This window comes from Paenibacillus campinasensis (genome assembly GCF_002272015.1).
Lineage (GTDB): Bacteria > Bacillota > Bacilli > Paenibacillales > Paenibacillaceae > Paenibacillus_AQ > Paenibacillus_AQ campinasensis.
Map to the genome: position 1 here is coordinate 99,805 of NZ_NPBY01000045.1, position 25,798 is coordinate 125,602.

The 25,798-nt window shown below is 54.1% G+C and carries 24 protein-coding genes; 15 read left to right on the forward strand and 9 right to left on the reverse strand.

Translation table 11 applies throughout. The features are described 5' to 3' along the window. The first annotated feature begins 236 nt into the window (after window positions 1-236). The 4 genes from CHH67_RS14845 to CHH67_RS14860 all read left to right on the forward strand — a co-directional run bounded on the left by CHH67_RS14845 (window position 237) and on the right by CHH67_RS14860 (window position 4,423). A complete protein-coding gene (locus CHH67_RS14845; protein ID WP_095265971.1) occupies window positions 237-1,103 on the forward strand; it encodes a transporter substrate-binding domain-containing protein in 867 nt (288 codons plus the stop codon). 198 nt (window positions 1,104-1,301) lie between these two features. After that, window positions 1,302-2,522 carry an ABC transporter substrate-binding protein gene (locus tag CHH67_RS14850; protein ID WP_095265972.1) on the forward strand — a complete coding sequence of 407 codons (1,221 nt, stop codon included), beginning with the start codon at window positions 1,302-1,304 and terminating at the stop codon, window positions 2,520-2,522. A 216-nt stretch (window positions 2,523-2,738) separates the two neighbouring features. Then, the gene (locus CHH67_RS14855; protein WP_095265973.1) at window positions 2,739-3,605 is read left to right on the forward strand and encodes a carbohydrate ABC transporter permease; all 867 of its coding nucleotides are present in this window, start codon (window positions 2,739-2,741) and stop codon (window positions 3,603-3,605) included. Next, window positions 3,605-4,423, forward strand: coding sequence for a carbohydrate ABC transporter permease (locus CHH67_RS14860; protein WP_095265974.1), 819 nt, complete (start codon window positions 3,605-3,607; stop codon window positions 4,421-4,423). Before CHH67_RS14855 ends, CHH67_RS14860 begins: the two co-directional genes overlap by 1 nt. A 147-nt stretch (window positions 4,424-4,570) precedes the next feature. Here the strand turns inward: CHH67_RS14860 and CHH67_RS14865 are convergent, their stop codons facing one another. The 6 genes from CHH67_RS14865 to CHH67_RS14890 form a co-directional block, all read right to left on the reverse strand. Further along, window positions 4,571-5,410 (reverse strand): undecaprenyl-diphosphate phosphatase, encoded by an 840-nt coding sequence (locus tag CHH67_RS14865; RefSeq protein ID WP_095265975.1) that lies wholly within the window; start codon window positions 5,408-5,410, stop codon window positions 4,571-4,573. A gap of 61 nt (window positions 5,411-5,471) precedes the next feature. Continuing rightward, entirely contained in the window at window positions 5,472-6,083 is a 612-nt protein-coding gene (locus tag CHH67_RS14870) for a DedA family protein (protein WP_095265976.1), read from the reverse strand. Between the two features lie 55 nt (window positions 6,084-6,138). Beyond that, entirely contained in the window at window positions 6,139-8,079 is a 1,941-nt protein-coding gene (locus CHH67_RS14875; protein WP_095265977.1) for an ABC transporter permease, read from the reverse strand. Further along, the gene (locus CHH67_RS14880) at window positions 8,054-8,824 is read right to left on the reverse strand and encodes an ABC transporter ATP-binding protein (protein WP_095265978.1); all 771 of its coding nucleotides are present in this window, start codon (window positions 8,822-8,824) and stop codon (window positions 8,054-8,056) included. Before CHH67_RS14880 ends, CHH67_RS14875 begins: the two co-directional genes overlap by 26 nt. Window positions 8,825-8,936: 112 nt before the next feature. Further along, window positions 8,937-9,932: a sensor histidine kinase gene (locus CHH67_RS14885; protein ID WP_095265979.1), complete on the reverse strand. Its 996-nt coding sequence runs from the start codon at window positions 9,930-9,932 to the stop codon at window positions 8,937-8,939. Beyond that, complete coding sequence (locus CHH67_RS14890) at window positions 9,929-10,630, reverse strand: response regulator transcription factor (protein ID WP_095265980.1); 702 nt, start codon at window positions 10,628-10,630, stop codon at window positions 9,929-9,931. Before CHH67_RS14890 ends, CHH67_RS14885 begins: the two co-directional genes overlap by 4 nt. A 259-nt stretch (window positions 10,631-10,889) precedes the next feature. On the opposite strand from CHH67_RS14890, the gene CHH67_RS14895 reads away from it, so the two are divergent. The 3 genes from CHH67_RS14895 (at window position 10,890) to CHH67_RS14905 (ending at window position 13,617) form a co-directional block, all read left to right on the forward strand. Beyond that, a complete protein-coding gene (locus tag CHH67_RS14895) occupies window positions 10,890-11,672 on the forward strand; it encodes a pirin family protein (protein ID WP_095265981.1) in 783 nt (260 codons plus the stop codon). A gap of 424 nt (window positions 11,673-12,096) precedes the next feature. Beyond that, on the forward strand, window positions 12,097-12,855 hold the full coding sequence (locus CHH67_RS14900) for a C40 family peptidase (protein WP_230875603.1): 759 nt from the start codon (window positions 12,097-12,099) through the stop codon (window positions 12,853-12,855). Between the two features lie 210 nt (window positions 12,856-13,065). Then, window positions 13,066-13,617, forward strand: a complete 552-nt coding sequence (locus CHH67_RS14905) for a hypothetical protein (protein ID WP_244908206.1) — start codon at window positions 13,066-13,068, stop codon at window positions 13,615-13,617. Between the two features lie 108 nt (window positions 13,618-13,725). On the opposite strand, the gene CHH67_RS14910 is transcribed toward CHH67_RS14905, so the two are convergent. Together CHH67_RS14910 and CHH67_RS14915 are read right to left on the reverse strand one after the other, a co-directional pair. After that, complete coding sequence (locus CHH67_RS14910) at window positions 13,726-14,091, reverse strand: AMP-dependent synthetase and ligase (RefSeq protein WP_095265984.1); 366 nt, start codon at window positions 14,089-14,091, stop codon at window positions 13,726-13,728. 76 nt (window positions 14,092-14,167) lie between these two features. Continuing rightward, window positions 14,168-14,659: a GAF domain-containing protein gene (locus CHH67_RS14915; protein ID WP_095265985.1), complete on the reverse strand. Its 492-nt coding sequence runs from the start codon at window positions 14,657-14,659 to the stop codon at window positions 14,168-14,170. 209 nt (window positions 14,660-14,868) lie between these two features. On the opposite strand from CHH67_RS14915, the gene CHH67_RS14920 reads away from it, so the two are divergent. Continuing rightward, window positions 14,869-15,174, forward strand: coding sequence for a hypothetical protein (locus CHH67_RS14920; RefSeq protein WP_095265986.1), 306 nt, complete (start codon window positions 14,869-14,871; stop codon window positions 15,172-15,174). 97 nt (window positions 15,175-15,271) lie between these two features. On the opposite strand, the gene CHH67_RS14925 is transcribed toward CHH67_RS14920, so the two are convergent. Further along, window positions 15,272-16,276 (reverse strand): alpha/beta hydrolase, encoded by a 1,005-nt coding sequence (locus CHH67_RS14925; RefSeq protein WP_095265987.1) that lies wholly within the window; start codon window positions 16,274-16,276, stop codon window positions 15,272-15,274. 371 nt (window positions 16,277-16,647) lie between these two features. Here CHH67_RS14925 and CHH67_RS14930 point away from each other — a divergent pair, with 371 nt between their 5' ends. The 7 genes from CHH67_RS14930 to CHH67_RS14960 all read left to right on the forward strand — a co-directional run bounded on the left by CHH67_RS14930 (window position 16,648) and on the right by CHH67_RS14960 (window position 25,797). Next, window positions 16,648-17,229 carry a GNAT family N-acetyltransferase gene (locus CHH67_RS14930; RefSeq protein WP_095265988.1) on the forward strand — a complete coding sequence of 194 codons (582 nt, stop codon included), beginning with the start codon at window positions 16,648-16,650 and terminating at the stop codon, window positions 17,227-17,229. A gap of 19 nt (window positions 17,230-17,248) precedes the next feature. Next, on the forward strand, window positions 17,249-18,007 hold the full coding sequence (locus tag CHH67_RS14935) for an energy-coupling factor transporter transmembrane component T family protein (RefSeq protein WP_095265989.1): 759 nt from the start codon (window positions 17,249-17,251) through the stop codon (window positions 18,005-18,007). 190 nt (window positions 18,008-18,197) lie between these two features. Then, complete coding sequence (locus tag CHH67_RS14940) at window positions 18,198-18,728, forward strand: ECF transporter S component (protein ID WP_095266052.1); 531 nt, start codon at window positions 18,198-18,200, stop codon at window positions 18,726-18,728. A 6-nt stretch (window positions 18,729-18,734) separates the two neighbouring features. After that, window positions 18,735-20,405, forward strand: coding sequence for an ABC transporter ATP-binding protein (locus CHH67_RS14945; RefSeq protein WP_095265990.1), 1,671 nt, complete (start codon window positions 18,735-18,737; stop codon window positions 20,403-20,405). 169 nt (window positions 20,406-20,574) lie between these two features. Continuing rightward, complete coding sequence (locus CHH67_RS14950) at window positions 20,575-22,119, forward strand: MDR family MFS transporter (RefSeq protein ID WP_095266053.1); 1,545 nt, start codon at window positions 20,575-20,577, stop codon at window positions 22,117-22,119. A 277-nt stretch (window positions 22,120-22,396) separates the two neighbouring features. After that, complete coding sequence (locus CHH67_RS14955) at window positions 22,397-24,169, forward strand: sensor histidine kinase (RefSeq protein ID WP_095265991.1); 1,773 nt, start codon at window positions 22,397-22,399, stop codon at window positions 24,167-24,169. Further along, a complete protein-coding gene (locus CHH67_RS14960) occupies window positions 24,166-25,797 on the forward strand; it encodes a response regulator (RefSeq protein WP_095265992.1) in 1,632 nt (543 codons plus the stop codon). Before CHH67_RS14955 ends, CHH67_RS14960 begins: the two co-directional genes overlap by 4 nt. Window position 25,798: the final 1 nt, after the last annotated feature.

Sequence of the window (25,798 nt, forward strand, 5' to 3'; positions counted from 1 at the left end):
AATCAGCACGATGACGCATGGTTCATCCTGAGCATGTAACAAGGAGAATACGATAACGCTGCCACTTCTTGTTGTCCATGCTTCGAATGCACTGTTCATCAGGGGGGATTCCCCGTCGCGGGTTACGGCTCCCATCGGAACATCAAGAGGTGTAAGAGTGAGGTCTGACATGGACCAGCTCAAGGCGGCGTTAGGAAGCTTCGGATTTACAACATGAAATACGGGAGGAATTCTAAATGGCTAAAAATTGGAAAAAAGGACTTATTGCTGGGGTTTTGAGTTTGTCTCTGGTAGCAACAGGATTTGCTGCAAATGAGGTTCTGAGAACGCCAGACGTAAGTGCAAAATCTGCAGCATCCCATGCACCGGGTCAAGTAAAGAAGCAACAGCAGGAACAATCTCAGCTTGATGAAATCATCAAAAGAGGTTACATTCGCGTAGGTATGACCGGCGACTACAAGCCATTTACATACCTGAATCCTGAAACGAATGAATATGAAGGCTATGATGTAGACGCTATGCTGGAGCTTGGTAAGGATCTGGGTGTGGAGGTTCAATTCGTGCAGACTTCCTGGTCTACAATGATGAAGGATTTGCTGGATGACAAATTCGACATCGCGGTGGGTGGAGTTACCCGTAACACGGACAGACAAAAAACAGCTTATGTATCTCAAGGCTACATGTCCTTCGGTAAAGCTCCATTGATCCGTCAAGAAGACAAAGACAAGTATTTGACCATTGAAGATATTAACAAGCCGACCGTTCGCATCGGTGTGAATCCGGGCGGAACGAACGAAGTCTTCGTTCGCCAGCACCTGACCAAAGCTAACGTAACAGTCGTTCCGAACAACCTGGACATTCCGCATCTGGTAGCTGACGGTACATACGATGTGATGATCACCGATACAATCGAGGCGATCACGTATGCCAAAGCTGATTCCAGACTGTATGCTGCATTGACAGACGCACCGTTCACCAACAACGAGAAAGGCTACATGATTCCTCGTGGAGACTTCGCCTATGCGAGTTTCCTGGAAATGTGGATGGACGAAATGAAGCTGCAAGGCAGATTTGCAGAAATCGAGAAAAAATGGCTTGAGTAGGCCGTAAGCTTACTCACCTATAGCAAGAGCCGAAGCAGATCAGGAGATAACGCCTGGTCTGCTTTTTTTAATGCCTGCCCGTGCGGCTTGCTGATCGGGTGCCGTGATCTCGGGCGTTTACCAACCAAGCGTACAGGGTATTACATACTACAGGCGTCAGCATTTGCCGAACTTAGACATGAAACGGAGGTTTTGCTGATGAGACTCGGAGTAAGGATCATAAGCGGCTTGCTGCTGCTCATCGCACTGACTGCCTGCAGCAGTCAGGCGGACACCGGCCGGGTGCAGATTGAATTTTTTCAGAACAAGCCGGAAGCGAAGGGGACGTTCGATGCGCTGGTGGATAAATTTAATCAGTCCCAGTCCGACATTACCGTCATTCAGGTTAATCCGCCGGATGCGGAAACTGTACTGAAAACGAGGGTTGTCAAGAATGATATTCCAGACATTATTGGCATGGGAGCTACGGATACATATTCGCTGCTGGCGCAAAGCGGCATTTTTATGGATGTGACGAATAGCCCGCTTCTGGAACAGGTTGACGCCACCTATGTACAAATGCTCAAGGATGTGTCAGGCATGGAGGAGGTCACGGGAATCCCGTTCTCTACGAATGCAAACGGCATTATGTATAACAGACAATTATTTGAAGAGATGGGGCTGACGGTCCCGGAGACATGGGATGAACTTCTCGCCGTTGCCCAAAAGGTAAAGGATGAGGGGAAGATCCCGTTTTATTTTACGTACAAGGATGACTGGCAGACCGTGCTTCCCTTTAATGCGCTGGCTTCGAATCTGGAGGGGATCGAGTTTTATTTGCAGCGGCGTGAAGATCAGGTGACCTTTGCAGACCGCTATCGCGAGGTGGCCGAGAAGCAGCTGGCGCTGATGGATTACGGCCATGGAGATAACTTTGGGAAAAGCTATGCCGATGGAAACCGGGACTTCGCCAGAGGAGAGTCGGTGATGTACATCCAGGGCACCTGGGCGATTCCGGAGATCAGGAAGTCGAATCCGGATATCGAGATTGGGTTCTTCCCGTTTCCGACCGGCAATGACCCACAGCAGAACAAACTGATCTCAGGTGTTGACACATTGCTGGCAGTAGCGGAGGATTCGCCTCATCAAGAAGAAGCGCTGCGGTTCATCGAGTTTCTGCTTGAGCCGGAAAATAGTGAGCAGTACATCACGGAGCAGACATTGTTCTCCACCGTGAAGGGGGTCAAGCAGGATGACCCGGCGGTAGCGGAGCTCCAGCCGTACCTTGAACAGGGACGGGTTGTGGATTTTGCGGATCACTATATTCCCGCAGCCGTTCAGCTAAGCTCAATTGTCCAATCCTTTTTGCAGAACGGAGATATTGACGCCTATTTGAGAAGGCTGGACACCGAATGGGACAAGGTGGCTGACAGGCGTTGACGGATGGGAGAAAACACGGTTTGCGCTTCCGAAGCGAGTTTTCTCGCAGTAGTTTCATAGTAGTTACCCTCGAAAACTTGGTTTGTGCTTTCGAAGCGAGTTTTCTCGCAGTAATTCCAAAGTAGTTACCCTCGAAAACTTGGTGCATGCTTTCGAAGCGAGTTTTCTCGCAGTAATTCCAAAGTAGTTACCCTCGAAAACTTTTAGGAGGTTCCCATGAACAAACGGCTCACGACATTTTATCTCATGACGATACCGGCGGTCGTGCTGTTCTTTGTCTTTCTCACGCTGCCGGCGCTGCAAGGGGTGTATTACTCCTTCACGAACTGGAACGGCTTTGGCGACCGCTTTGATTTCATCGGGATCAAAAACTATGTCAACCTGTTTAAAGACAATAACGTTGGCAACGCTTACTGGTTCACGTTCAAGTTTGCGGTTGTGGTAACGATTCTCATTAATTTTTTCAGTCTGCTGATTGCGATGGGGCTGAATGCCAAGATCAAAGCGAGAAATTTCTTTCGGGGCATATATTTCCTGCCCAATATTCTCAGTGTGCTGATTGTCGGGTACATATTCAATTATCTGTTTTCGAACGTATTCACAATCTGGGGGCAAAATCTCGGTATCGGCTGGCTCTCCACCAATATTCTCGGGAGCGAGCAGCATGCCTGGATCGGGATTGTCATCGTGGCGGTATGGCAGGGCATCGCGTATAACACGATTCTGTATCTGGCCGGGCTGCAGACGATCAACCAGACGTTGTACGAGGCCTCGAACCTCGACGGGGCTAACCGATGGCAGGAATTTTGGAGAATTACGTTTCCTTTGATTGCACCGTTCTTTACGATCAACATGGTGCTGGCGATGAAAAACTCGCTGATGGTGTTCGATCAGATCGTGGCTTTGACTAATGGCGGTCCAGGCCGGGCGACTCAATCGATATCGCATTTGATCTATACCGGTGGCTTTGAAGGAGGAGAATTTGCCTACCAGTCTGCGAACTCGGTGCTTTACTTCGTTCTGATCGCGGGCATTTCAATCCTTCAAATCCGGTTTCTGCAGAGAAGGGAGGCGGAGATGTAATGCGAACCAAAACGAACTGGATCGTTATGCTTCTGATTGCACTCGGCACCATTTTCATTCTGTTTCCGCTATACATGACTATGACCATCGCTCTGAAATCGCCGGAGGACATGCTGGTTTCCGTCTTCGGCCTGCCAACAGAGCTTCGGTTTGAGAACTTTGCCAATGCGGTCAGAATGACCAACTTCTTCAATGCCCTGGGCAACAGCGCGGCTGTGACAACCGCCACGGTGATTCTGACCCTGCTCACGAATTCGATGGTGGCTTACGCCATCGCGCGCAATATGGATCGCAAGTTTTTTAAAGGCCTGTATTTTTATTTTATTAGTGCGATGTTCATTCCGTTTCCGATTATTATGCTGCCCTTGGTTAAGCTGGCGGCGGGACTAAATATGACCAATCTGGTCGGACTGACCATTCTGCATACGGTATATGCCTTGGCGTTCAACGTATTTGTGTATGTAGGTTATATCAAATCCATACCGGTGGCGCTGGAGGAAGCGGCGCGGGTGGACGGAGGCTCGACCTGGGGCACATTCTGGCGCATCATCTTCCCGATGATGGCTCCGATTAACGCCACGATCGGCATCCTGATCTGCCTGTCGACCTATAATGATTTTCTGCTTCCGCTCATCATCATTAGCGACACCGACTCCTATACACTGCCTTTGGTGCAGTATATTTTCCAGGGGCAATTCAATACCGACTTCAACCTGGCGTTTGCCTCTTATTTGATGGCGATGCTGCCGATGATTATCATCTATCTGTTTGCCCAGAAATGGATTATTAACGGGATTACGCAGGGGGCTGTGAAGTAAACAGAGCGTGGATTCACCAAGGTCGTGGTGGCGTTAAGCTGATCATGAGGAAGCGGAACTGGATGCGCTGATTTCCGGGTCGAAATTCATCCTGTCGATCCCGGGAATAACGTCTTCCAGTTCCGTTATTGTTGAAGTGTCCATCGTTTACAGATAGATCACTATAAAAATGACGGCCGCCAGCACGATCCGATAGATAGCGAATGGTACCAGCTTGATCCGGTTAATAAGCTTCAGGAAGAACCGGATCGAGATGAGGGCAAACACAAAGGCGGCCACAAAGCCGGCGATGAAGAACGGCAGAGCCTCCAGCGTGAAATACTCCCAGTTCTTCAGCAGAGACAAGAAGCTTGCCCCGAACATGATCGGCACCGCCATAATAAACGTGAAATCGGCCGCCACGCGGTGGCTCATCCCGAGCAGTACCCCGCCGGATATCGTCGAGCCGGAGCGGGAGAAGCCGGGCCACAGTGACAGGCACTGAATCAGTCCTACCATAAAAGCCTGCCGGTACGTAATCTGGTCAACCGAGGACACCTGCGGCTTCTTTCTGCTGAGGAGGTCGGCAATGATCATGAAAATGGCACCGAGCACAAGCCCGATCAGCACCGTTCCGGTGGAGAAAAGATACTCGTCAATATAGTCCTCGAACAGCAGGCCGAGCACCCCGGCCGGAATGAGGCCGACGATAACCTGAGTCAGCTTGAGCCTGCTGCCCTGCACGGGCTGCCCTTGCTCCTGCTTCAAGCGCTTTAGCCCGAGCAGATCGAGAAAGCGGTCCTTAAATACAACCAGCACAGCCAGAATGGAGCCGAGCTGAATGACGACCTTGAATGTGTTAGCCACATACTTGGTCAGAAATTCCTCCGATTGCAGCCACATGTCATCCACGATGATCATATGGCCGGTTGAGGAGACCGGGGCGAATTCAGTCAGGCCTTCGACAATGCCGAGAATAATCGCCTTCAGAATCGTTAGAAAATCCATAGCCGACATACTCCTTCATTCATAAATTCAAGTGAGCGCGAAAAGCGGCGTAAACGAAAGGCTATGCCGATTTCTTCCGCTTGCGGAAGAACAGGAACAGCAGCACGACGAGAGCCACGGCAATAACCGCATACGTAAGATGGGAGTACACATCCATAAAGGCGATAATATCCTCCCAGGATTCGCCCAACATGGCGCCTACGGTGACGAGAATAACATTCCAGATCAAGGTTCCGATCGTCGTGAAGAGCAGGAACATGCCAAATTTCATATTGGACATGCCCGCAGGGATGGAGATCAGGCTGCGAATGAGCGGCACCATCCGTCCAAACAGCACCGTCCAGTACCCGTATTTATCAAACCAGGCGTCCGCCTTGCGGATGTCTTCTTTTTTCACTCTGAGGATATGTCCCCAGCGCTCGACAATCTTCTCCAGCCGCTCAACATCGAGCAATCGGCCGATTCCGTACAGGATGACGGCGCCGACTACCGATCCGAGCGTTGCCGCAGCGACCACGCCGGGCACGGTCATGGATGTGTAGGTGGTCATAAATCCGCCAAAGGTCAGTATGATTTCAGAGGGGATCGGCGGAAAAATATTTTCGAGTGCAATCATGAGAAAAACACCGATATAGCCAAACTGCTCCATGATATCTGTAATCCAGTTCTCCAACGATAACACCTCAATTAGATAAGCTTAGCGATTTAAGCGATCGGAAACTCGACGATTATACCATCGACTTTCTCAGCTTACGCAAATATTGGCTCCGTATAAAAAAGAAATAAACAACCTGCATCATCAGAAAACTGACAAGCACCACGCCCATTTCGGCCGCTATCGATAAGTAAAAGTAGCTCTGGAGGGCGATAAATGCAAAGATGCTGTGTACAATCGCAAGCCCGATCGGGACAAAAAAGAGCAGTCCGAGCTGACCGGTCACAATCCGGCTGAATTCGCTGTCCGTAATACCCAGCCTCGATAACGTTGCGTAATGCCGCTGATCCGCATCCAGATTGGCATATAGGCGGAAGTAGAGAAAGCTCCCGGCGGCAATGAAGAATACGGTGCCGACGAGCAGTGCTGCAAACAGCAGAATGCTGTACAGGCTGTCCCTCATGGAATACAGGGTTCCGCTGACGGTCAGTGCGTAAGGCAGCCCTTCAGTGTAACGGACGCTTCCGCCGGGTGCCAGCTCGGGCACGAGCGCCTCGGTCTGCCTGTAATCCTCCACATAAAATCCGGTATAGAGATCGGTTTGCAGCGTGTGAGACAGCTCCGCAAACACTTCGTCATGAACGACCAGACCGCTAATATGCTCGTCCTCCAGGTCCGGCAGCAAATATTCCGGAACCGCCACATGCTTCGTGTACCGGGTCTCTTGAAGCGTCAGACCGGATGTGAGCACATGCGAAGTCAGCTTCCTTCCCCGCAGGTAGGTTCTGTCGTTCTGTGAGGCCACCAGCACAAGCGCTTCCTCCCGGGCGGGGGGCTCGTCGATCAGAGGCTGACCGGACATGAGCACCGCCTGCTTGTAGTCGGAGTATGACATCAAGGTGAGCAGATGGCCGGGCTGGCTGTCAGCCCTTGAGGGCTGCGCCTGCACATACTTGATCGGAAGCGTCAGCGCTTCAAATGGAATGCTTCGGCTCCCAAGCTCCTGGCTGATCTCGGACAGATGCGCAGCATCCAGCGAGTTTCCCTCCTTGGACATATAACCGACCGCGGCGGGAAAGTCCTCTTCGAACTGCTTGCTAAGCACCGGAATAGAGACGAAGACCCCGACGGAGCAGAAGGAGATCGCCAGCACGACCGTTACGATCGAGAACAGCTGGGCATGATCCCGGAGCCGGTAATGGAGGCCTGCCAGCGAGATCAGGTTCGTTTGCTTCCAGGCAAAAGGGCGGCTGCGGGCGATCCGTCCGACGAGCTTCACCCCCAGCTGGGTGTAAAACAGATAGGTGCCGGCAATGGTTATCAATGTCACGGGAACCATGCGGTATGTCAGTGTGGAAGCAGTTGATGTCGCTGCAAGACCATAACCTAGCAGAAGCAGAACGACGGCGAGGACCGACAGGCCCCGGGAAGCACCGGGCTCCGGGCGAAGCGGCTGTCCGGACTGAACGAGATCGATCAGCTTCTTCGACCGGAGCAGCCATGGAATGCACAATGAAATGATGATGAACAAGACGGCGTAGCTGGCGGCGGTCAGGCCGAGCGCGCCGGCTGGCAGACGGAACGGCAGCGGCGAGATGCCGAGAAAGGCCGACCCGGCCATCAGAAAGAGCTTTCCTGTAATGATGCCGGACACAATCCCGGTTGCGATGGCGCTGACGCCGATAATCATATTTTCGAGAAACAGCATATTGCCAAGCTGACGATCTGTCATGCCGTGCATGAGCAGAATGCCGAACTCGCGTTTGCGTGTGTTCATAAAGGCGCCAACCGAATACAGCACGAAGAAAAACGAGAACACATACATGATCAGCGCCGCTCCCGCCATCGCCTGCACCACGACCGGATAGAAAATCTGCTGCCGAAGCTCCGGATGGTATATAAACAACGTGCATATGAAAAAAATCATGACCGAAAACGCGCTGCACAGAAAATAAGCGGCATACGTGCGCTTGTTCCGCAGAACATTGCTAGAAGCGAATTGTCGAAAGGTCATGACTCTTCCCTCCCAGCAGCGCAAGCATATCGATGATCCGCTGGAAGAACGCCTGGCGATGATCGCCGCAGTACAGCTCGTTATACAGCTGCCCATCCTTAATGAACAGCACCCGGTCGCAGTAGCTGGCAGCTACCGGGTCATGTGTAACCATGAGGATGGTGGCGGAAGCCTCCCGGCTTGATGCAGACAGCGTGCTCATCACTTCCCTGGAGGCTTTGGAATCGAGGTTGCCGGTCGGTTCATCGGCCAATATAAGAGAAGGCTCCTGGATGAGCGCTCGGGCAATGGCCGCAAGCTGCATTTGCCCGCCTGATATTTCGTAGGTCCGTTTAGGCAAAATCGACTCGATCCCAAGCTGCGCTGCGATGTGCTTCACCTTGTCCTCCATCATGTTCAGCGGAGCGCTCTCCAGCATTAATGGCAGCACAATGTTCTCCTCCACCGTCAAGGTGTCCAGCAGATTGAAATGCTGAAACACAAAGCCCAGCTCCCGGCGCCGGAACAAGGCGGCTTCGTTTCTGCTCAGCAGATGGGGATTGCGCCCGTTGATCATCACTTCCCCGGCGGTAGGCTGGTCCATCGTGGCGATCAGATTGAGCAGCGTCGTTTTGCCGCTGCCTGAAGGCCCCATAATGCCGACAAATTCGCCTTGCTCCACCGTGAATCGGATATTATGCAGCGCTTGATGAGCGACTTTGCCCTCGTAGATTTTTGATAAATGCCTGACATCCAGTATCGGCATCGCTCTTCACTCCTCACGTCCGATGCTTATATTGTAGATCAGCCCTTTCCCCTCGGGCCATGTTGCTAACTTACAGTTGCATTACAACCTTGTAAGGTTTCTATAAAGGGAATCAAGTGTCCTCCGCGAATAGAATCCGGAATGTGGTGCCTTCGTTCACCCGGGACTCCACCTGAAAGTCATGCCCCAGCTTGGTCAATATTTCTTTGACAAGGTACAGCCCCATGCCGGTGGATTCCTGATAACGGCGTCCGTTCTCCCCGGTGAAATAAGGCTCGAATATGCGGGGCAAATCGCTCGGAGGGATGCCGATGCCTTCATCCCGCACCTCCAGCACGGTCTGATGCTCCCGCCGAAAGCCTTCAAAATAAATGGTTCCCTGATCATGAGGGGTATAGCGGATTGCGTTCGTGACGAGCTGGGTAAGAACAAAAGAAAGCCACTTCTCATCGGTGGTCACCTTCAGATCAGCGTCTATACGAATCGATGGATAGATGCGTCTGCGGATAAACAGCCGTTTCTGCTCGGAGGTGACCGAACGGACGACGCTCTCCAAGGGCAGGCTCTCCACATAAAAATCTCGCTCGAAGGTATCCAGACGCGCGGTGTAGAGCACCGTTTCCAGCCCTTTCTTGAGCCGGTCCAGCTCATCTGCGATCGCTGCAAAACGGTGATCATCCTCGTCCTGAATGATGAGATGGATGACAGCCAGCGGTGTTTTCATCTGATGCGCCCATTGGTTAATGAAGCGGATATGGTTCTCGATTCGAACCTTGTAGCTGTCCAGCTCAGTCGCATAATAACGGAACTGGCTTCTCAGGAGCAGATGCAGCGCCTCGGCCATCGGCGTATGCGAAGTCTCCGCGCGAGATTCGCCGGTCAGCGGCCCATCGGGCCGATGCGCCTGCTCCAGACGCTTATAGAAGGAGCGATTGGCTACATACCGGAAGATCAGATAACCTGCGAGCAGCAGGATGCTGATCAGCACGGCATACAAGCTAACCGACGTATTCTGGAATCCACCCAGGCGATAGATGAGCGTCACGACAAGCAGTTGACCTATATATACAAGGATCAGCGGACGCTGATCCTGCAGGAATAGCTTCATGGTGTATCCCCCCAGTTCGGCACCAGCCGGTATCCGCGTCCGCGCACCGTTTGCAGACCGTCATGGATGCCGAGCGCGGCGAGTTTCTTGCGGACCCGGGTCACATATACATTGAGCGTGTTGTCATCCACAAAAGCCTGATCATCCCATATTTTCTCCAGAAGCCGGTCACGGCTAACCACCTGCTCGCTTTTTTTCATCAGTTCATCCAGGATGATCGCTTCGGTATGGCTGATCTCAACCCGGTTATCCTTCCATGACAGGGTCAGGCGTTCTATGTCGAGAAGGAGGCCGGCGACTGACAGCGTCCGTTCGTTCTGTCCGGCTGCATAGGAGCCATAGGCGCGCCGGAGCTGGCTTTTGATTTTGGCCATAACGATCTCGTAGTCAAAAGGCTTCGTCATATAATCGTCCGCGCCGTTCTCGATGGCCATCACCTGATCCATCTTGCCGTCCCGGCCAGAAATGAAAATAATCGGACAAGTTGAGAGGCTGCGGAACTGGCGGCACCAGTAGTAGCCGTCATATTTCGGCAGATTGACATCCAGGAGAACAAGATGCGGCTCATAGGCCTCGAACTGTGCACGCACGGTTTCGAAATCATCGATGGCTAGCGTGTCATATCCGAATCTGTGCAGATGCTCTGTCAGCAGACTGACAAGTGCGGCGTCATCCTCAACGATCAAGATTTTGAACATATTGTAAAATCCCTTCTTTATATACATTCAGTACCGATTGTATTGTACCAAATTGCAGAACGAGAGCGTTAAACGGAAATACGGGACGCGTCTTTCCCGGGACGCATCATCCCTCGCCTTCAGCGGCTGATGCAGTGTATGGAGAAGCGATTGCAGAGACGATAATTATGAAACGTTGATATCGTCTTAAGTTAGAGATAAGATGAGAGAGGATTCACAGAATAGTCACAAATGGATGTCCAACCGAAGGAGGCGGAATATGAGGGGGGAAGTATATACACCTGACAAGCAGGGGAGAAGTGTGATGGATGACGGGAGAATAATAGAGCTGAGGCCGATTGCACTCTCCGGCGAGGGAGGAGCGGTGACGCGGGTAGGCCCGCTTTTTTACTGGTCCTGGCTCGGGGTGCCGCTGGAAGGGCATGCCCCGATGCACCGCCACCAAGGTTTTGAAGTCGTGACTTATATGATCCAGGGGAAGACCGTTCATCAGGATGAGTACAGCGGGCATAAGGAAGCGGTGGCAGGCGATCTGCTGCTTATGCGTTCAGGCTCGGGAATACAGCATGAAGAATGGTATACGGGCCCGGACGCCGAAGGCTTTCAGATCTGGCTGGAGCCGCATCTTCGCAATGCGCTGAAGCAGAATCCGGCCTGTCGCCAATATATATCCGACCAGCTGCCGGTCCTTCCGTTCGACGGGGGCTCCCGCAAAATAATTATCGGTGACGGATCGCCGGTAGACGTCTCGGTGGATGTACATATGATCGATCTGCAAGTGCTGGCCGGACATAAGGCTGCTTATGAGCTCAAGCCGGGACGGATGCTGGCGGCCCTTGCTGTAAGAGGCGGCGGTGTCTGGTATAGGGATTCGGAAAATGATGGGAGCATGCTGCCTTTTCTCCATCGTGATTTTATGGTGATCGAGCATGGCTCAGAGGGGCCGGAAGGCTGGAGCCTGCTGGCTTCAGACGATATCCGGATGATTCTGATCGACGTTCCTCGTGATCCGGGCTACCCGCTCTACGCCAAACGCCCCTGAAAATATGACAATATTGTAGTGGAAGTCCGGGCGCAACGTGCGCTAGACTTTAGTCTGTACCTCGGTATTATTAGAGGGCAGACTTTTTTTATGGATTTCCCCGTTGTTTAACCATAATCCCCCAACGAAGGACCTATCATTCTCCGAAGGCTCTGGATTTGTCATTCCCATTTTTCAATTACCTGGAAGCATCCCCCAAATTTTGAATACAAATTAATCTATTTATACTAAATTTATGTTGGAAAAGCGACAAAAGTCCTCCTTCTTGGCAATAGTTGGCATACCCATTTGTGCATATAGTAGCATGCGTCCCGGTGGACAGGCTGGCTATAATGAGTGCGGGATTACGAGATGGGTTCGTAATTCTAATCATGCCAGATGGGGGAGATCAACCATTCTTACGAAAAAAGGTTTCAAAAAGTTGTTGGCTGGGACGCTACTGTCGGCAGTTGTTGTAGGTTCTTACGGCCATGGATTCACAAGTCCGGTCCAAGCCGCTTCCACGCAGTCTGTAACTACAGGAGTTGCGAACTCCAATGTGTATATGAGAAGTCAGCCTTCGACTTCGGGCAAGGTTGTAGCCAGAGTGTACAAGGGTGACAATGTTCGGATTCTGGCCAGCAATTCCAGCTGGTATAGAATTGTCGATTCGAAAGGCAATCAGGGCTATGCTTCGGCGAAATATATTACGGCTCAAAGAACATCTTCCGGTTCCGGCAGTTCTGGCAGCAAGGCTCCGGCCACCAACGCAGCGGTTGAGAGAGTGATCAATGCCGGGATGAAATATTTGGGCACGCCTTACGAGTTCGGCTCTAACCGCAGCTCCACCAGAACGTTTGACTGCTCGGATTTCGTGCGCCGTGCATTCATTGAAGGGGCAGGCATTACACTGCCGAGCAATTCCCGCACCCAAGGTGCCTGGATCAAGGATAAAGGAACGGATGTGTACAGGCTGAGTGAATTGAAGCGAGGGGATCTTGTATTCTTCATGAGCTACAGAGGCTCTTCGGCATCCGCATACGCTGGAGTGGACAAGTCCAAGCAGCGGATTACTCATGTGGCCATTTACCTTGGCGACGGCAAGCTTCTGCATACTTACTCCAAGCAATCCGGAGGCGTTCTGGTTGGAGATTTCAGTTCTTCGTGGCAGCATCGTTTCCTGTTTGGCGGAAGTGTGCTGTAACATAGACAGAATTCGTGAAAGAACGGTTATTCACATACGCAAGCTGCATGTATTATGTACACAAGCTGTCCCCGGAGCTGCGCTGGCCGCCGGGGGCAGCTTTTTGCTTGTCTGAGCGAACGGAATAGCTGCAACCTTGCCTCTCGTTCACCGTTCACTCGTCTGGTAGGTGAGGTGATGAATATGAAAAAGTCACTATGGTCCATATGGATGCTTCTGTTAGTCCTTGCAGGCTGCACAGGCCAGGTCGCGCACGAGGTGCCGTCGTCTGTCCCGGACACGGAGGAGCCCGCTCGCGAGAGCCGCTCGGAGAGGGTCGAAGGAGATTTTGTCTACCGGTTGGTCAGTGAACAAGGAGAATATGCTGCAGGGGAACAGGTGCAATTGTATGCTGAGCTGGAATATACAGGGGAAGAGGACGAAATCACGATATCGCATGCCGCATCTCCATTCTGGTTTCCGATCCGTGAACTGACCCGGGAATATGACATTTCCTATGGGATGAATGAGCCTTTGCTTCATACGACGCTCAAGAAGGGCGAGCCGTTACGCGAATATTACAAGGGCGCGTATGGTTATAATGGCGAGGATAACGATGCGTACAAGCAATTTATTAAGTCGCTCGACAACGGATTTCCGGAAGGGCGTTATGTCGTATACGGGTCTGCCGATTTTCTCGTTCAGGCACCGGAGATAGAAGGGGAAGCCGAAGCGCCCGATGTATACAAGCTGACAACGGAAATCGAGTTCGTTGTGAAGTGAGGCAAGCTCGCAGAGAGAAGCCCGAATCGATAGAAAGAAGAGCGATCATTCGCAGGGTTTTGCTGCGATAATCGCTCTTTTTGTGATGCTGCCGTTCCTCAGTATCGTTTATTGAAATCCGCCGTTGGACGAACCCGGGAATGGCTGATGTGAATTTGGCGAGGTTTGCCCGAAGTTCGGCTGAATGTGCGAGATGTTCTGCGTTGCGGCAGAGCTTTCTACTTGTCTGACGATCTGGGACATTTGCTGATACTGCTGCATCGCCTGCTGATGACCTTGAAGCGCGGTCTGGATAATCTGAACCGCCTGCCGCTCACGTTGAGCCAGCTCCTCCAGACGCATGGCGTTCTGCTGCTCCTGATGCAGAAGCTGCTGATACATTTGGGTCGCTTGCTGCGTTTGCTGGGTCAGCTGCTGGATCATTTGTTCACATTGGCGGATCTGGCTGGCGATTTGCGATTGATTCTGATACATGTGTATTCCTCCTAAGTGATGTTGGGTCAGGCCCAGATTAGTGTGTGGAGGAATACACAAAAACATGCAGGGTTTGTTAATTCTGGACCGAAAGCTGATCTTCGAGCAGGTGCACAAATTGTTCCAGGAAGGCCTGGTCCTCTTCATCAAAGCGTCCTTTAAGCGGGCTGTCGATGTCAAGCACACCGTACAGCTCGCCGTTCACGATCATCGGGACAACGATTTCGCTGTTGGAAGCAGCATCACAGGCGATATGGCCGGGGAAGGCATGGACGTCTTCGACGACCACGGTTGATCGCTGTGAGGCGGCTGCTCCGCATACGCCGCGGTTCAGCGGAATCCGGATGCAGGCTGGCAGTCCCTGGAACGGGCCGAGCACCAGCTCTTTGCCATCGTACAGATAGAAGCCGACCCAGTTAATATCGGATAGAAAATGTCCAAGCAGCGCCGACGCATTGGCCAGGTTGGCAATGGCGCTTGGTTCGTCGTGGATAAGAGCTTTTAATTGACCAAGCACCTGAGCCTGCTGCTCGCTTCGGGTGCCCTCGTAAGGTATATTTTGAAACACGGCGAAATCCCGCCTTTCCGTATAGTATGGCTGATGATATCAGATGTATCCATGCTCCAAGATAGTACATGGTGACGGGTTCGTCAAGCATGGCTCTAACGTACCGGAGGCAAGCAAGGAGGGCAACCCGTGATTCCGGCTGCAGGTGGAAGGGTAATGAACATTGAATGGTCGTTCGCTACACTGAACCGGAAGGGAGAGAAGCAAACATGCGGGCAGACGTGCAAAACTTGTTAATCGGCATCTACATGCTATACCGTGCCCATGAGCAGGATCTTACGATCAGCGGCATGCAGGAGGAGCTGGAACGGGAAGGATACAAGGTGGCAGACCGAGAGGTCAAGCTGGAGCTTGAGCGGCTGACACAGGACAATTTCCTGACCGCCCACGGCGATAGCTACAGCATAACCGGAGCAGGCATTGAGGAATTCAAGGAGATCCAGCGCAAGCTGGGTGAACTCGTCGATCTCGTGCTGAAGCCGGTCAAGATGAAGAAGGCCGATTCGGCGGTCTAAGACGCTAAGATGTGAACAGAATAACAGCCCTCCCTGGCGGAAGGAAGCTGCATTGGCAGCTACCGTCAGGGAGGGCTGTTGTGTTGGCTGTTGCGATTCAGGCCGGGGCAATGCGGTTCTCGACCGATGTGCCTGAACCTGAGCCGGACGGTTCGGATTCCGATGATGGGACAGCGGAACGAACATGATCCGGCGATCCGATATAAGTCCGGGTGAACGATTGCACCTCGGACCGATACAGTGCCGGATCGACATGATAGGCGTTGGCATGATTGGCTCCGTTAATGAGCAGCAGTCGTTTCGGTTCGGGCTTCTGCTCGTACATCTCCATACTCATCCGGGTCGGAACGTAGTTGTCGTCCGTGCCATGGATGAAAAAAACCGGGATGCGGCTGTCCCGCACGGCGCGGATCGGGCTCACCTGCTCTACGCTGAAGCCTGCTTTGCGCCGGATGCGGGAGGCCACCCAGGACAGAAACGGAATGGAAGGGATTTTGTTCAGCGTGGTCAACTGATGCCTTAGCAGCTCGGTCAGATCGGAATAAGGGCAGTCGGCAACGACAAATTTGACTTGAGGGTCGGCGATCGCCAAGTATTCAAGCACTGTTCCGCCGCCCAGTGATTGACCGTGCAGTCCGATGCTGATATCCGCTCCGTATTCCCGGGTAAGCCAGCGAACCCATGCCTGCACATCATATTTTTCGTAATATCCGTAAGTGGTAAAACGCCCCTCGCTTCGGCCGTGCCTGCGCTGGTCAATCAGCAGGACATTGCAGCCTTCCTCCACGAACATATCGATAAATTGAGTAGAAAACGCCCTTGATCCAGTGTAGCCGTGAACGATGATAACCCAGCGCTTGGAGCCGGGATGACGCTCCACAGCGTCGCCGCACAGCCTCAGTCCGTCGAAGCTGGTGATCACGACCTCTTGTTTCTCAAGCGCCTCATAACGCTCCCTGCTGTATAACCCGGCTTTTTCCAGAATGGAGAACAGAAGGTGATCATTTCTTACTCTCATTCTCGTAATTTGCAAATATCCGAGTTGTGTAATCGCGGCAGCAAGAATCACAATAACCAGCAGAATGGAGATAGTAATGTACATCTTTACACTTGGCCTCCTTGTTTCGGTTATGCATGCGTGGATGCAGTATTGACGGGAGTGCTTCGGATGAATCAATATAGCTGTAAGGTTGTTTTCCACAACGAGGGTTCCAGGATTAATCGAATAGCAGGCTGTTCATCGATACGAACGCTGCCTATACTCCTCTATATTGTACCCGGAAGCGGCTGGAATCGCATGCTGCGAATAGCTGACAACGGGTAGTATCACCGAAAATAAGGTTTGCCACTCCTGATGATCAAAAATTGAGAGGCCCAACTTCCGTGTAAATGGCCAGCTCCCTCATTCCCCGCAGCGCATGTCTTGCTGGAAGCCAAACACGGATTTCTGATGCCGAAAAAGGAGAGATGCCTGTGTACCGCTGTCAAGGCGATATTCCCGAGCTGACAGGGGAGCGAATCAGACTCCGAAGGATGGAGCCTTCGGATGGACGAGCGATGTATGCGTGCTGGGCGGATGCGCAAACAGCTCGATTCCTGGAGATCCCGGCGATCAACGGGGCGGAGGCCGCCGCCGCTTTAATCGCTTCGCTGAACAAGCTGGCTGAAGAGGATGAAGCGCTGCGCTGGGGCATTGAGCTGCGACAGACGGGAACGCTGATCGGCAGCTGCGGCTACAATTTGTGGCAGCTGCAGGGGGCGTATCGCGGGGAGATCGGCTGTGAGCTCGCCAGCGCCTACTGGGGCCAAGGCTATATGCAAGAAGCGCTGTCTCTATGTATCGATTATGGTTTCTCGCAGATGGAATTGAACCGGATCGAGGCATACTGTGACCGGGATAATGGGCGCGCGGCCGCTTTTTTTCACAAAATGGGTTTCGTCCTTGAAGGGACGCTGCGGGAATATCGTTACTCGGACAGAGGCGCTGTGGATGCGGTGGTCCTGTCCATACTGCGCAGGGAGTGGAATGCTCTTCCGCCGCAGACCAAGGCTTAGATGCTAGGAGTTGTTGGATGTGTTGATTCAATTTGAAACCGGAAATACGCTGCTGCACAGAATGGATCCTCTCAGCAAAATGACGGTACTGTTCTGCGTGGCGGTGATGGCCATGGTGCTGGATCATTTCTCGCATCAGGCCGGGCTGCTGCTATTGTGCATCGCGGCAGCCCGCGGCCTTGCAGGTCTGTCATGGATGCGGATTGCCAGGGGCATCCGGTTGATTGCGATTGTGGCTGTTCCGTATTTTGTACTTACGAGCCTTACGGCATCGGGCGAGACGGTTGTGCTCGCATGGGGGCCGCTTGCATTCACCGCCGAGGCGCTGAATGCCGCCGCTGCAATGTCGCTGCGCATGATTGTGCTGTTCCTGTCGTCGCTGGTGTACATCGTGACCACCGATCCAAGAGCGCTTGTGACAGAAATGGTGGTGAGGCTTCGTTTGCCGTACCGGTTCGCCTTTGGCATCTCGGCCGCCCTGACGTTCATTCCGCTGCTTGAGGCAGAGGGCACCCAGATCCTGGCCGCCCATCAGGTGCGGGGGCATCGTCCGCCGAAAGGGATAACGGGGCGCATCCGCTGGTGGGGGCGGTTTGTCACCGCGGTGCTGCTGAATGCGTTGCGGCGGGTCCAGCAGACGGCCGGAGCGATGGAAAGCAAAGGCTTCGGCGCTTTCCCGGATCGGACGTTTCGCAAAGCGGTTGCGATTCCTTGGTGGAGCCCGTGGTCGGCTGCGGCTGGCGTGCTATTGACCTTGCTTGTGTGCTGGATTGTCTAAATTGTTAACCTTAAACTAATAAAATAGGTTGACGTTTCGGATCGGAGAAGGCAAAATACTAGAGTAACAAAATTCAGCGAAACACTTCCGAAGAAGCAAGGGAAGTGCAGTTCAAGGAGGAGTTCAAGTGTCTTCATCCGCGTCTACCCATCATAAATGGTTCTCGTTTACAACCCAGGAAATTATCCTGATGGCGATGCTGGCTGCGGTCAATGCGGTGATCACAGTGTACATCGGTCCGGTTAACAAGCTGCTCACCAGCCTCGGGGGGCCGATTGCAACCTCGACAACGACCGGAATTTATATGGTTTACGGTCTGCTGGCCTATTACATCATCCGCAAGCCGGGTACGGCCGTGCTGACATTTGCCATAGGAGGAACCATTCAGGCCTTAACGGGAACGGTTTACGGCATCGCATCATGCTTTGTAGCCGCTGGTTGTTATATGGTAGTGGCAGAGGCGATCTTTGCCATCTTCCGTTACAGGAATTGGAGTGCGGGCGTGATGATGCTGACAGGAGGCGCGATGGTGCCGCTGTGGTTCCTGTTTGCTTCGATCATGTTCGGTTATACCGCTTGGCCGATTGGCGTGCTTGGCGCTGCGCTTGTTGTCCGGATTGCCAGCGGCATTGTGGTGTGCGGCCTGCTGACGAAGGTGCTTGGCGACGCGCTCGTCAAATCGGGGCTGTTGCGGCGGTTTGCGGCCGGGGCACGGAGTTAACCCGGTATGAAAGGCACGGAGGTCATCTGTACCGAGCTCGGATTTACATATGACGGAGAAGAGCGGCCAGCCCTGGAAGGCGTAACGATGGCCATCCGCTCAGGAGAATGGGTCGCTATTGTCGGCCCCAGCGGCAGCGGAAAATCAACGCTGTGCCAGCTGCTTAACGGGCTTCTGCCCCGAAGCGGGGGCGGAGTTCGGGCGGGTCAGGTACAGCTGGACGGAATCGACCCGAAGGATGCGCCGCTCTCGGCGGTAACGGAGGCGGCGGGGGTGCTGTTTCAGGACCCGGATGCCCAGCTCGTCCAAGGCATTGTCGAGGACGAGGTGGCGTTCGGCCCTGAGAACATGAGAGTCCCGCCGGAGCAAATCGAGCGGCGGGTCCAGGAAGCGCTGCAGGCGGTCCGGCTGCTGGACCGCCGCGCAGACCCCGTCCGCAGCCTGTCCGGAGGACAGCGGCAGCGGACGGCGATCGCCGCGGTGCTGGCGCTTAAGCCGCGGCTGCTCGTCTTTGACGACGCCTGCGCCAGCCTGGACGCTGCGGCGCAGGCGGATTTCCTGCAGCTGTGTCGCATGCTGCAGGCCGAGGGCCGGACGCTCATCACCGCGTCCGGCCGCTTTGACGATGTCGCGCGCGCAGCGCAGCGCGTCATCGTCCTGGACGGCGGCCGCGCGGTGCTGGACGCGCCGCCGGAGGAGCTGCTGCGCCGCTGCGGTGAGCAGCTGGCGCAGCTGGGCGTGCTGCCCCGGGCCGCAGGCTCCCGGGGCGCGGGCCCGGCGGGCGGGCCGATGGCCGCCCCGCCTGCCGCCGGGGCGCGAGCTGCCGCGCTGGAAGCGGCCGCCCCGCCAGCGGCCGCCCCGCCAGCGGCCGCTCCGCCAGCGGCCGCTCCGCCGCTGGCCTCCGGCGCCGGGGCATTGCACGCCCCGGCCACCTCGGCCAAGAGCGGGCCGGGAGCCGCATCGCCCGCCGCCGGCGCATCTTCGGCACTGCTGGACATACGCGAGCTGAGCTTCTCGTATCCCGGCGGCCGAAGGGCGCTTGACTGCGTAAACGCTCGCCTATATCCCGGCGAATGGGTGCTCCTCACCGGGGAGAACGGTTCGGGCAAAACCACGCTCAGCCGCCTCATCATGGGCTTGCTGCCTGCACGTTCCGGCAGCTTGTACTGGCAGGGAGCGGATATGGCCGCGCTGCCGGTTTACCGGAGAGCAGAGCATATCGGCTACGTATTTCAGCAGCCGGAGCATACCTTTACCGCCTGGACCGTATGGGATGAGCTGGTCTATGCGCTCCATGCGGGAGCGCATAGCCGGGACAGAACCGGGTTTGCCGGCGATCAGCTGGAGCGGGCAAGCTTTCTGCTGGAAGCGGCCGGCCTTGTTGGGCGCGAGCAGATATCTCCCTATCTGCTGAGCCAGAGTGAGAAGCGGCTGCTCAGCCTGATCAGCCAGCTTGTCATCCCCAAGCCGCTGTATATTCTGGATGAGCCGACCTCGGGCATGGATTATGCGGCGGTAGACCGCGTGAACCATCTGTGCCGATTTGTAATCGGGGAAGGCGCCGCCGTGCTCATGATCACACATGATCCCGGCTGGGTGCAGGAAGCGTCCGCGCGTATCCTCCATCTGGAGGACGGAAAAGTCAAGACTCCCCATCCGGCAGGGCAAACAGTATAATAGAAATATTACACAAGTTGGAAGCGCTCCTGTACAGGAGGGCTTCTTATGCTGTAGGCCGCATTTGTGTCCCGGTGAAGCGAGAGCTTCGTCGTCAATCCTTTTGCGGGGCGGAACTTACATAGGGATGCAGCCGCGGCTCGTACAGAATAAAGGGGCGTATATGGACTTGAGTACAGTAAAACATAACAAGCGCGGCTATATATTGGCAGGGTTATTGTTGTCCACGTTTATGGCTGCCATTGAAGGAACGGTTGTCGGGCCTGCCGGTCCGGCCATTATCAGCAGCTTTGGCAGCGTCAGCCTGATGAGCTGGATTTTTACCGCGTATCTGCTTACGATGACCGTAACCACCCCGATCTTCGGAAAGGTCAGCGATCTGTATGGCCGCAAGCCGGTATTCCTCTATGGCTCGCTGGTGTTTCTGATTGGCTCCCTCCTGTGCGGCTTGTCGCAGTCCATGACCCAGCTGATCGTGTTTCGCGCCATCCAGGGGATCGGTGCGGGTGCTGTCATTCCGGTGACGTTCACGATTATCGGGGACATCTATAACCTGGAGGAGCGCGGCAAGGTACAGGGGATGATCAGCTCGGTATGGGGCATCTCCTCGTTGATCGGTCCGCTTCTGGGCGGCTATTTTGTGGACTATTTATCCTGGCACTGGATTTTTGTGTTTAACGTGCCTTTTGCATTATTGTCGATCTGGCTGATCTATAAATACTTTCTGGAAGAGCGCAGCCCGCGCTCAGTTTCGATTGACTATGCGGGAGCTGGGCTGTTCGCGGTAGGAACGACGGCGCTGCTGTTTGCACTTGCGGTCGGCGGGGAGACCTATGCCTGGACCTCGCCTTTCATGCTGGCACTGCTGTTCGCTTCGATCGCGCTGCTGGGGGCATTTCTATATGTAGAGAGCCGGGTGCAGGAGCCGATGCTGCCGCTCGGGCTGTTCAAAATCCGGGACATCGCGGTGTCCACAGCTGCCAATCTCTTTGTCAGCGCGCTCATTATCGGGCTCAGCACCTACCTGCCGCTCTGGATACAAGGGGTCCGAGGAGGAAATGCGACTCAGTCGGGTCTGGCTCTGGCGCCGATGTCGATCGGCTGGCTGATCGGCTCCATTATCAGCGGCCGGATCATTCCGCGAATCGGTTCCCGCGTGACGGCCATCATTGGCACGATCGCTCTGATCATCGGGGCTGCCGGGCTGGTAAGCACGCAAAAAGACACCCCGATGGGGCTGCTGTTCATCTATACATTCATATATGGCGTGGGCTTCGGGTATATCTCCACCTTGTTCCAGATTATCGCCCAGTCCTCGGTCGGTTATCAGGTTCGCGGGGCCTCGACCGCGCTGAATTCCTTCATCCGCACCTTTGGCCAGACGGTGGGTGTAGCTGTGTTCGGGCTGTGGATCAACGCCGAAATCGCCAAGGGGATTGCTGCCAGCCCGGAAGCTGCAGCCATTACGAGTGAGGATATCAACAAGCTGCTGTCTCCTCACGAGGCGGCGGAGCTTCCTGAGGGCGCGGGCGGCGTATTGAGCCAGGTGCTGGAGGGAAGCCTGCACTCGCTCTTTATGGTGATGGCAGGCATGGCCGTGCTCACGCTGTTCATTGTTGCGGCCTTCCGCAACCGGCCGCCTGCACCGGAGGAGGGCTGGGAGACGGAAACGGAAGTTCAGACTTCTGCTTCCGATCCGAAGCGGAAGCGGTAATTGCCATTAGCGCGCCGATTGTCAACGCAACGGCCTGCCAAGCCATGACCCGATGGGTGATGAATGCTGGCAGGCCGTGCTGCGTTATGAAGCATTTGTGTTCGGGGCTTCTAGCTTCCAGGTTGATCACAGACCTTTTTTCATGAATTCAAGTCAATTGGCTGCAAAAACATCATAAAACCTTGTCATCATGCCGTATGCCGCCAGGACTTGCTCCATTATAATAAACGTATTTGGCATGCTGTCCGCATCCATAGGGGAACAGGGGATGTTTTGAATGTCCGGATTTAATTTGTATCGCAAAATGGTGCTGTTTATTTTTCTGATGCTGATTCCGATTATGGGATTGTATCTATACTCCAACAAAACGACAACCACGGTGCTGAGCAGGGAATTGAGCGCTTCGAATACGAACCAGCTCGTCTTTTTTCAAAATCAGGTGAACACGGACATCGACATTCTGGCTTCATGGCCCAATCTGCTGCTGCATGATCCCGATATTTCAAGCTTCCGGGAAATTTACCTGGAGGACGATGATCTGAATCTCGACGCGATCAATCTGGTCAAGCAGATCCAGACGAAGCTGAGTCTTCAGCAGAGCTCCTCGAATTGGCGTAGCCATCTGGCGGTGTATTCGCCGTCTCTTGGCAGGGTGGTGACAGAGAATGATGCCGGCTATTATTCCCATGCGGAGCTGGAGAGCCATTTGACCCCGGGCTGGCAGGTGTCCTCTTATATGGAAGGAAGCGAGCAGCGCTTTCTTTTTTCCTGGTATGCCGCCGCTCCGTATTCCTCGATGTCAGGCCGGTACAACACCGTGACGAAGGTTCAATTCGACAGCACGAACATTCAGGATATGCTGGATCGATTCAAAAGCGACGGAAGAGGGGATCCGTTTTACTACAAGCCGGGCACCGGCGTCATCTATAATCGGACCGCTGACCGGGACCGGATCAGCAGCATTCTGTCAGAGCTGAGCAGCGAGCCGCTGCACAAGGTGGAGAACCGTGTCAAGAAGGTGGACGGTAAAACGTATTCGGTCAGTCTCGTGATGTCGGAGGCGACAGGCTGGTACCTGATCGATTATTTGCCCTTGTCCGATATTATGCAGCCGATTATGACCTCCAACAAACGGTTTTACCTCTCGATTGCAGCCTTGCTTATGATGGGTTGTGTGACCGCTTACTTGCTCTACTCCCAGGTGCAGGTGCCGGTCAAACAGCTGGTTCATGTGTTTCGTAGGCTTCAGATCGGGGACTATTCAGTACGGATGCAGGTGAAGGGGAAGAATGAATTCAGCTTTCTGGCCGCCCGTTTTAACTCCATGGTCGAGCAGATTCAAGAGCTGTTCGAGCGAGTGTACCTGGAGAAAATCCATGTCCGGGAAGCGAAGCTGAAGCAGCTCCAGTCGCAAATCAATCCGCATTTCTTCTATAACTGCTTCTCGTTCATTACGAGCATGGCCAAGCTGAAAAAATACGAGGCGGTCGTGGCCATGTCCCATAGTCTGTCGCGCTATTTCCGTTATACGACCCGGCAGGAGAGGGAGCTTGTGCCGATTGCGGACGAGCTGGAGTTTGTCTCTCATTATTTGAACATTCAGACGTTGCGGATGAATCGTCTCACCTATCGCATTGCATCGCATGCGCTGGAGCAGGCGCTAGAGATTCCGCCGCTGGTGATCCAGCCTCTTGTCGAGAACGCGGTCCTGCACGGAATCGAGCCTCAGGCAGGCCCGGGAGAAATCGAGGTTTCCTTTCGGGTGGAAGACGGCAGGGCGGTTGTCATCGTGGATGACAACGGGGTCGGCATGCGTGACGGGCAGCTTGCGGAGCTTGAAGCCCGCATGAACAGGCCTATGGATGAGAATATGGGCTGTGGTGTCTGGAACGTCCATCAGCGAATGCGGCTCAGGTATGGAGAACAGGCTGGCCTGCGCTTCAGCAATTCTCCGCTGGGAGGAACAAGGGCAGAGCTGTACTGGCCGGTTGCGATGGACCATCAGCCCGCTGAAGCACAGCGGGAGCAGAGGAGGTTAGGAAGCGGATGAATATATTGCTGGTTGATGATGAGAGCTATGTCACCGAAAGCTTGAGGGAGACGATTCCCTGGGATGAAATCGGCATTCAGGCGGTGTATCAAGCCTCCTCAGCCTTCATGGCAATTGACAGGCTGGAGGAGCTGGATATTGACATCGTGGTGACGGATGTCCGAATGCCGGAGATGTCGGGCCTGGAGCTGATCGGGACGATTACCGAGCGCTGGCCGCATATCCGCTGCATTTTGCTGACAGGCTACTCGGACTTTGAATATGCGAAGCAAGCCGTCCAGCTGCAGGCTTCGGCCTATATTCTGAAGCCGGTGGATGACCGGGAGTTCATCCATAGCATTGCGGCTGCGATCCGGTCCATTCAGGAGGAGCGGATGGAGCTTGAACGCTATTACAAGCTGCTGCACAGCTGGAAGTCGGATCTTGGCCACTTGAGGACGCGGCTGCTGCAGGACTTGGCACTCGGCAGGGAGCTGTCTGTTCCCATGTTAACAACCAAGCTTGTTGAATATGAAATCGCTTTCGATATGAATCGGGATACAGCGATGCTGCTCATTCAGCTAGGCAGCAGATTTACGGGGCTGGATGAGCATTCGGCCGGTTTGATGGAATATGCCATCGTGAATATGGCGGAAGAGGTATTTAAGGACCGCTTCCACATATGGTGCGGCAAGGCGCCTCATCATTGCATGATTCTTCTGGCTCAGATGAGGGAGGATGGCCAGGGGCTGGCAGCCGGCAGCGGAACACAGCCGGCCGAGGTGCTGCTGCAAGGGTATGCTGAGCAGCTGCAGCACCATGTGAGCAGCTATTTGAAAGGGGAGATTTCGGTGCTCGTTACGCCGATGTTCCGCTTCCCCGGCAGCGTGGCCGATACTTATCGCGCGGCACTGTCATCGCTGTATGTGCTGGACCAGAGCGACCGCGGCGAAATCCGGTTTATGAATGAAGCGGCAGCTTCAAGCGAAGTGCTGATCCAAGCCGTGGCGGAATTGGACCAGCCGCCAGCCCTCTATCAGCTGCTGGAGACGAGGCAATGGGAGGATGCCCGCGGCAAGCTGGAAGCTGTTTTTGCCGTGCTGGAGCAGGCCTGCATCGGACAAGCGCAGCTGTACGGGGTGTTTCTGCACATAAGCAATGCTTATATGTATATCGCACACAAGCAGGGATATTTAATTCACCAGCTTGACCAGGCCGGCTGGGACCCGCTGTATATTCAGCAGCTTATTCAATCGGTGAGTAAACTTCGGGCATGGTCCCTGGACATGCTGGACAAGCTGGTCCAGATCGACTCGGGTCAGGACCAGCGCCACAAGAGCCGCATCGTGCGTCAGGTACAGGACATGGTGGCAGCCGAGAACGGTCATGAGCTCTCCGTCAAAACGATTGCAGACAGAGTCTATCTGCATCCCGTCTATTTATCTAAGATCTACAAAAGCGAGACCGGCGAAGGGCTGGGCGATTATATTATCCGGAAGCGCATGGAACGGGCGCTTTATCTGCTTAAGCATACGAACAAACGAATATACGAAATTACAGCTGAGCTTGGCTACCAGAACCCGCAGTACTTCAGCAAAATGTTCCGCAAGCTGTATGGAATGACACCCCATGAGTACAGGGAGCAATGAT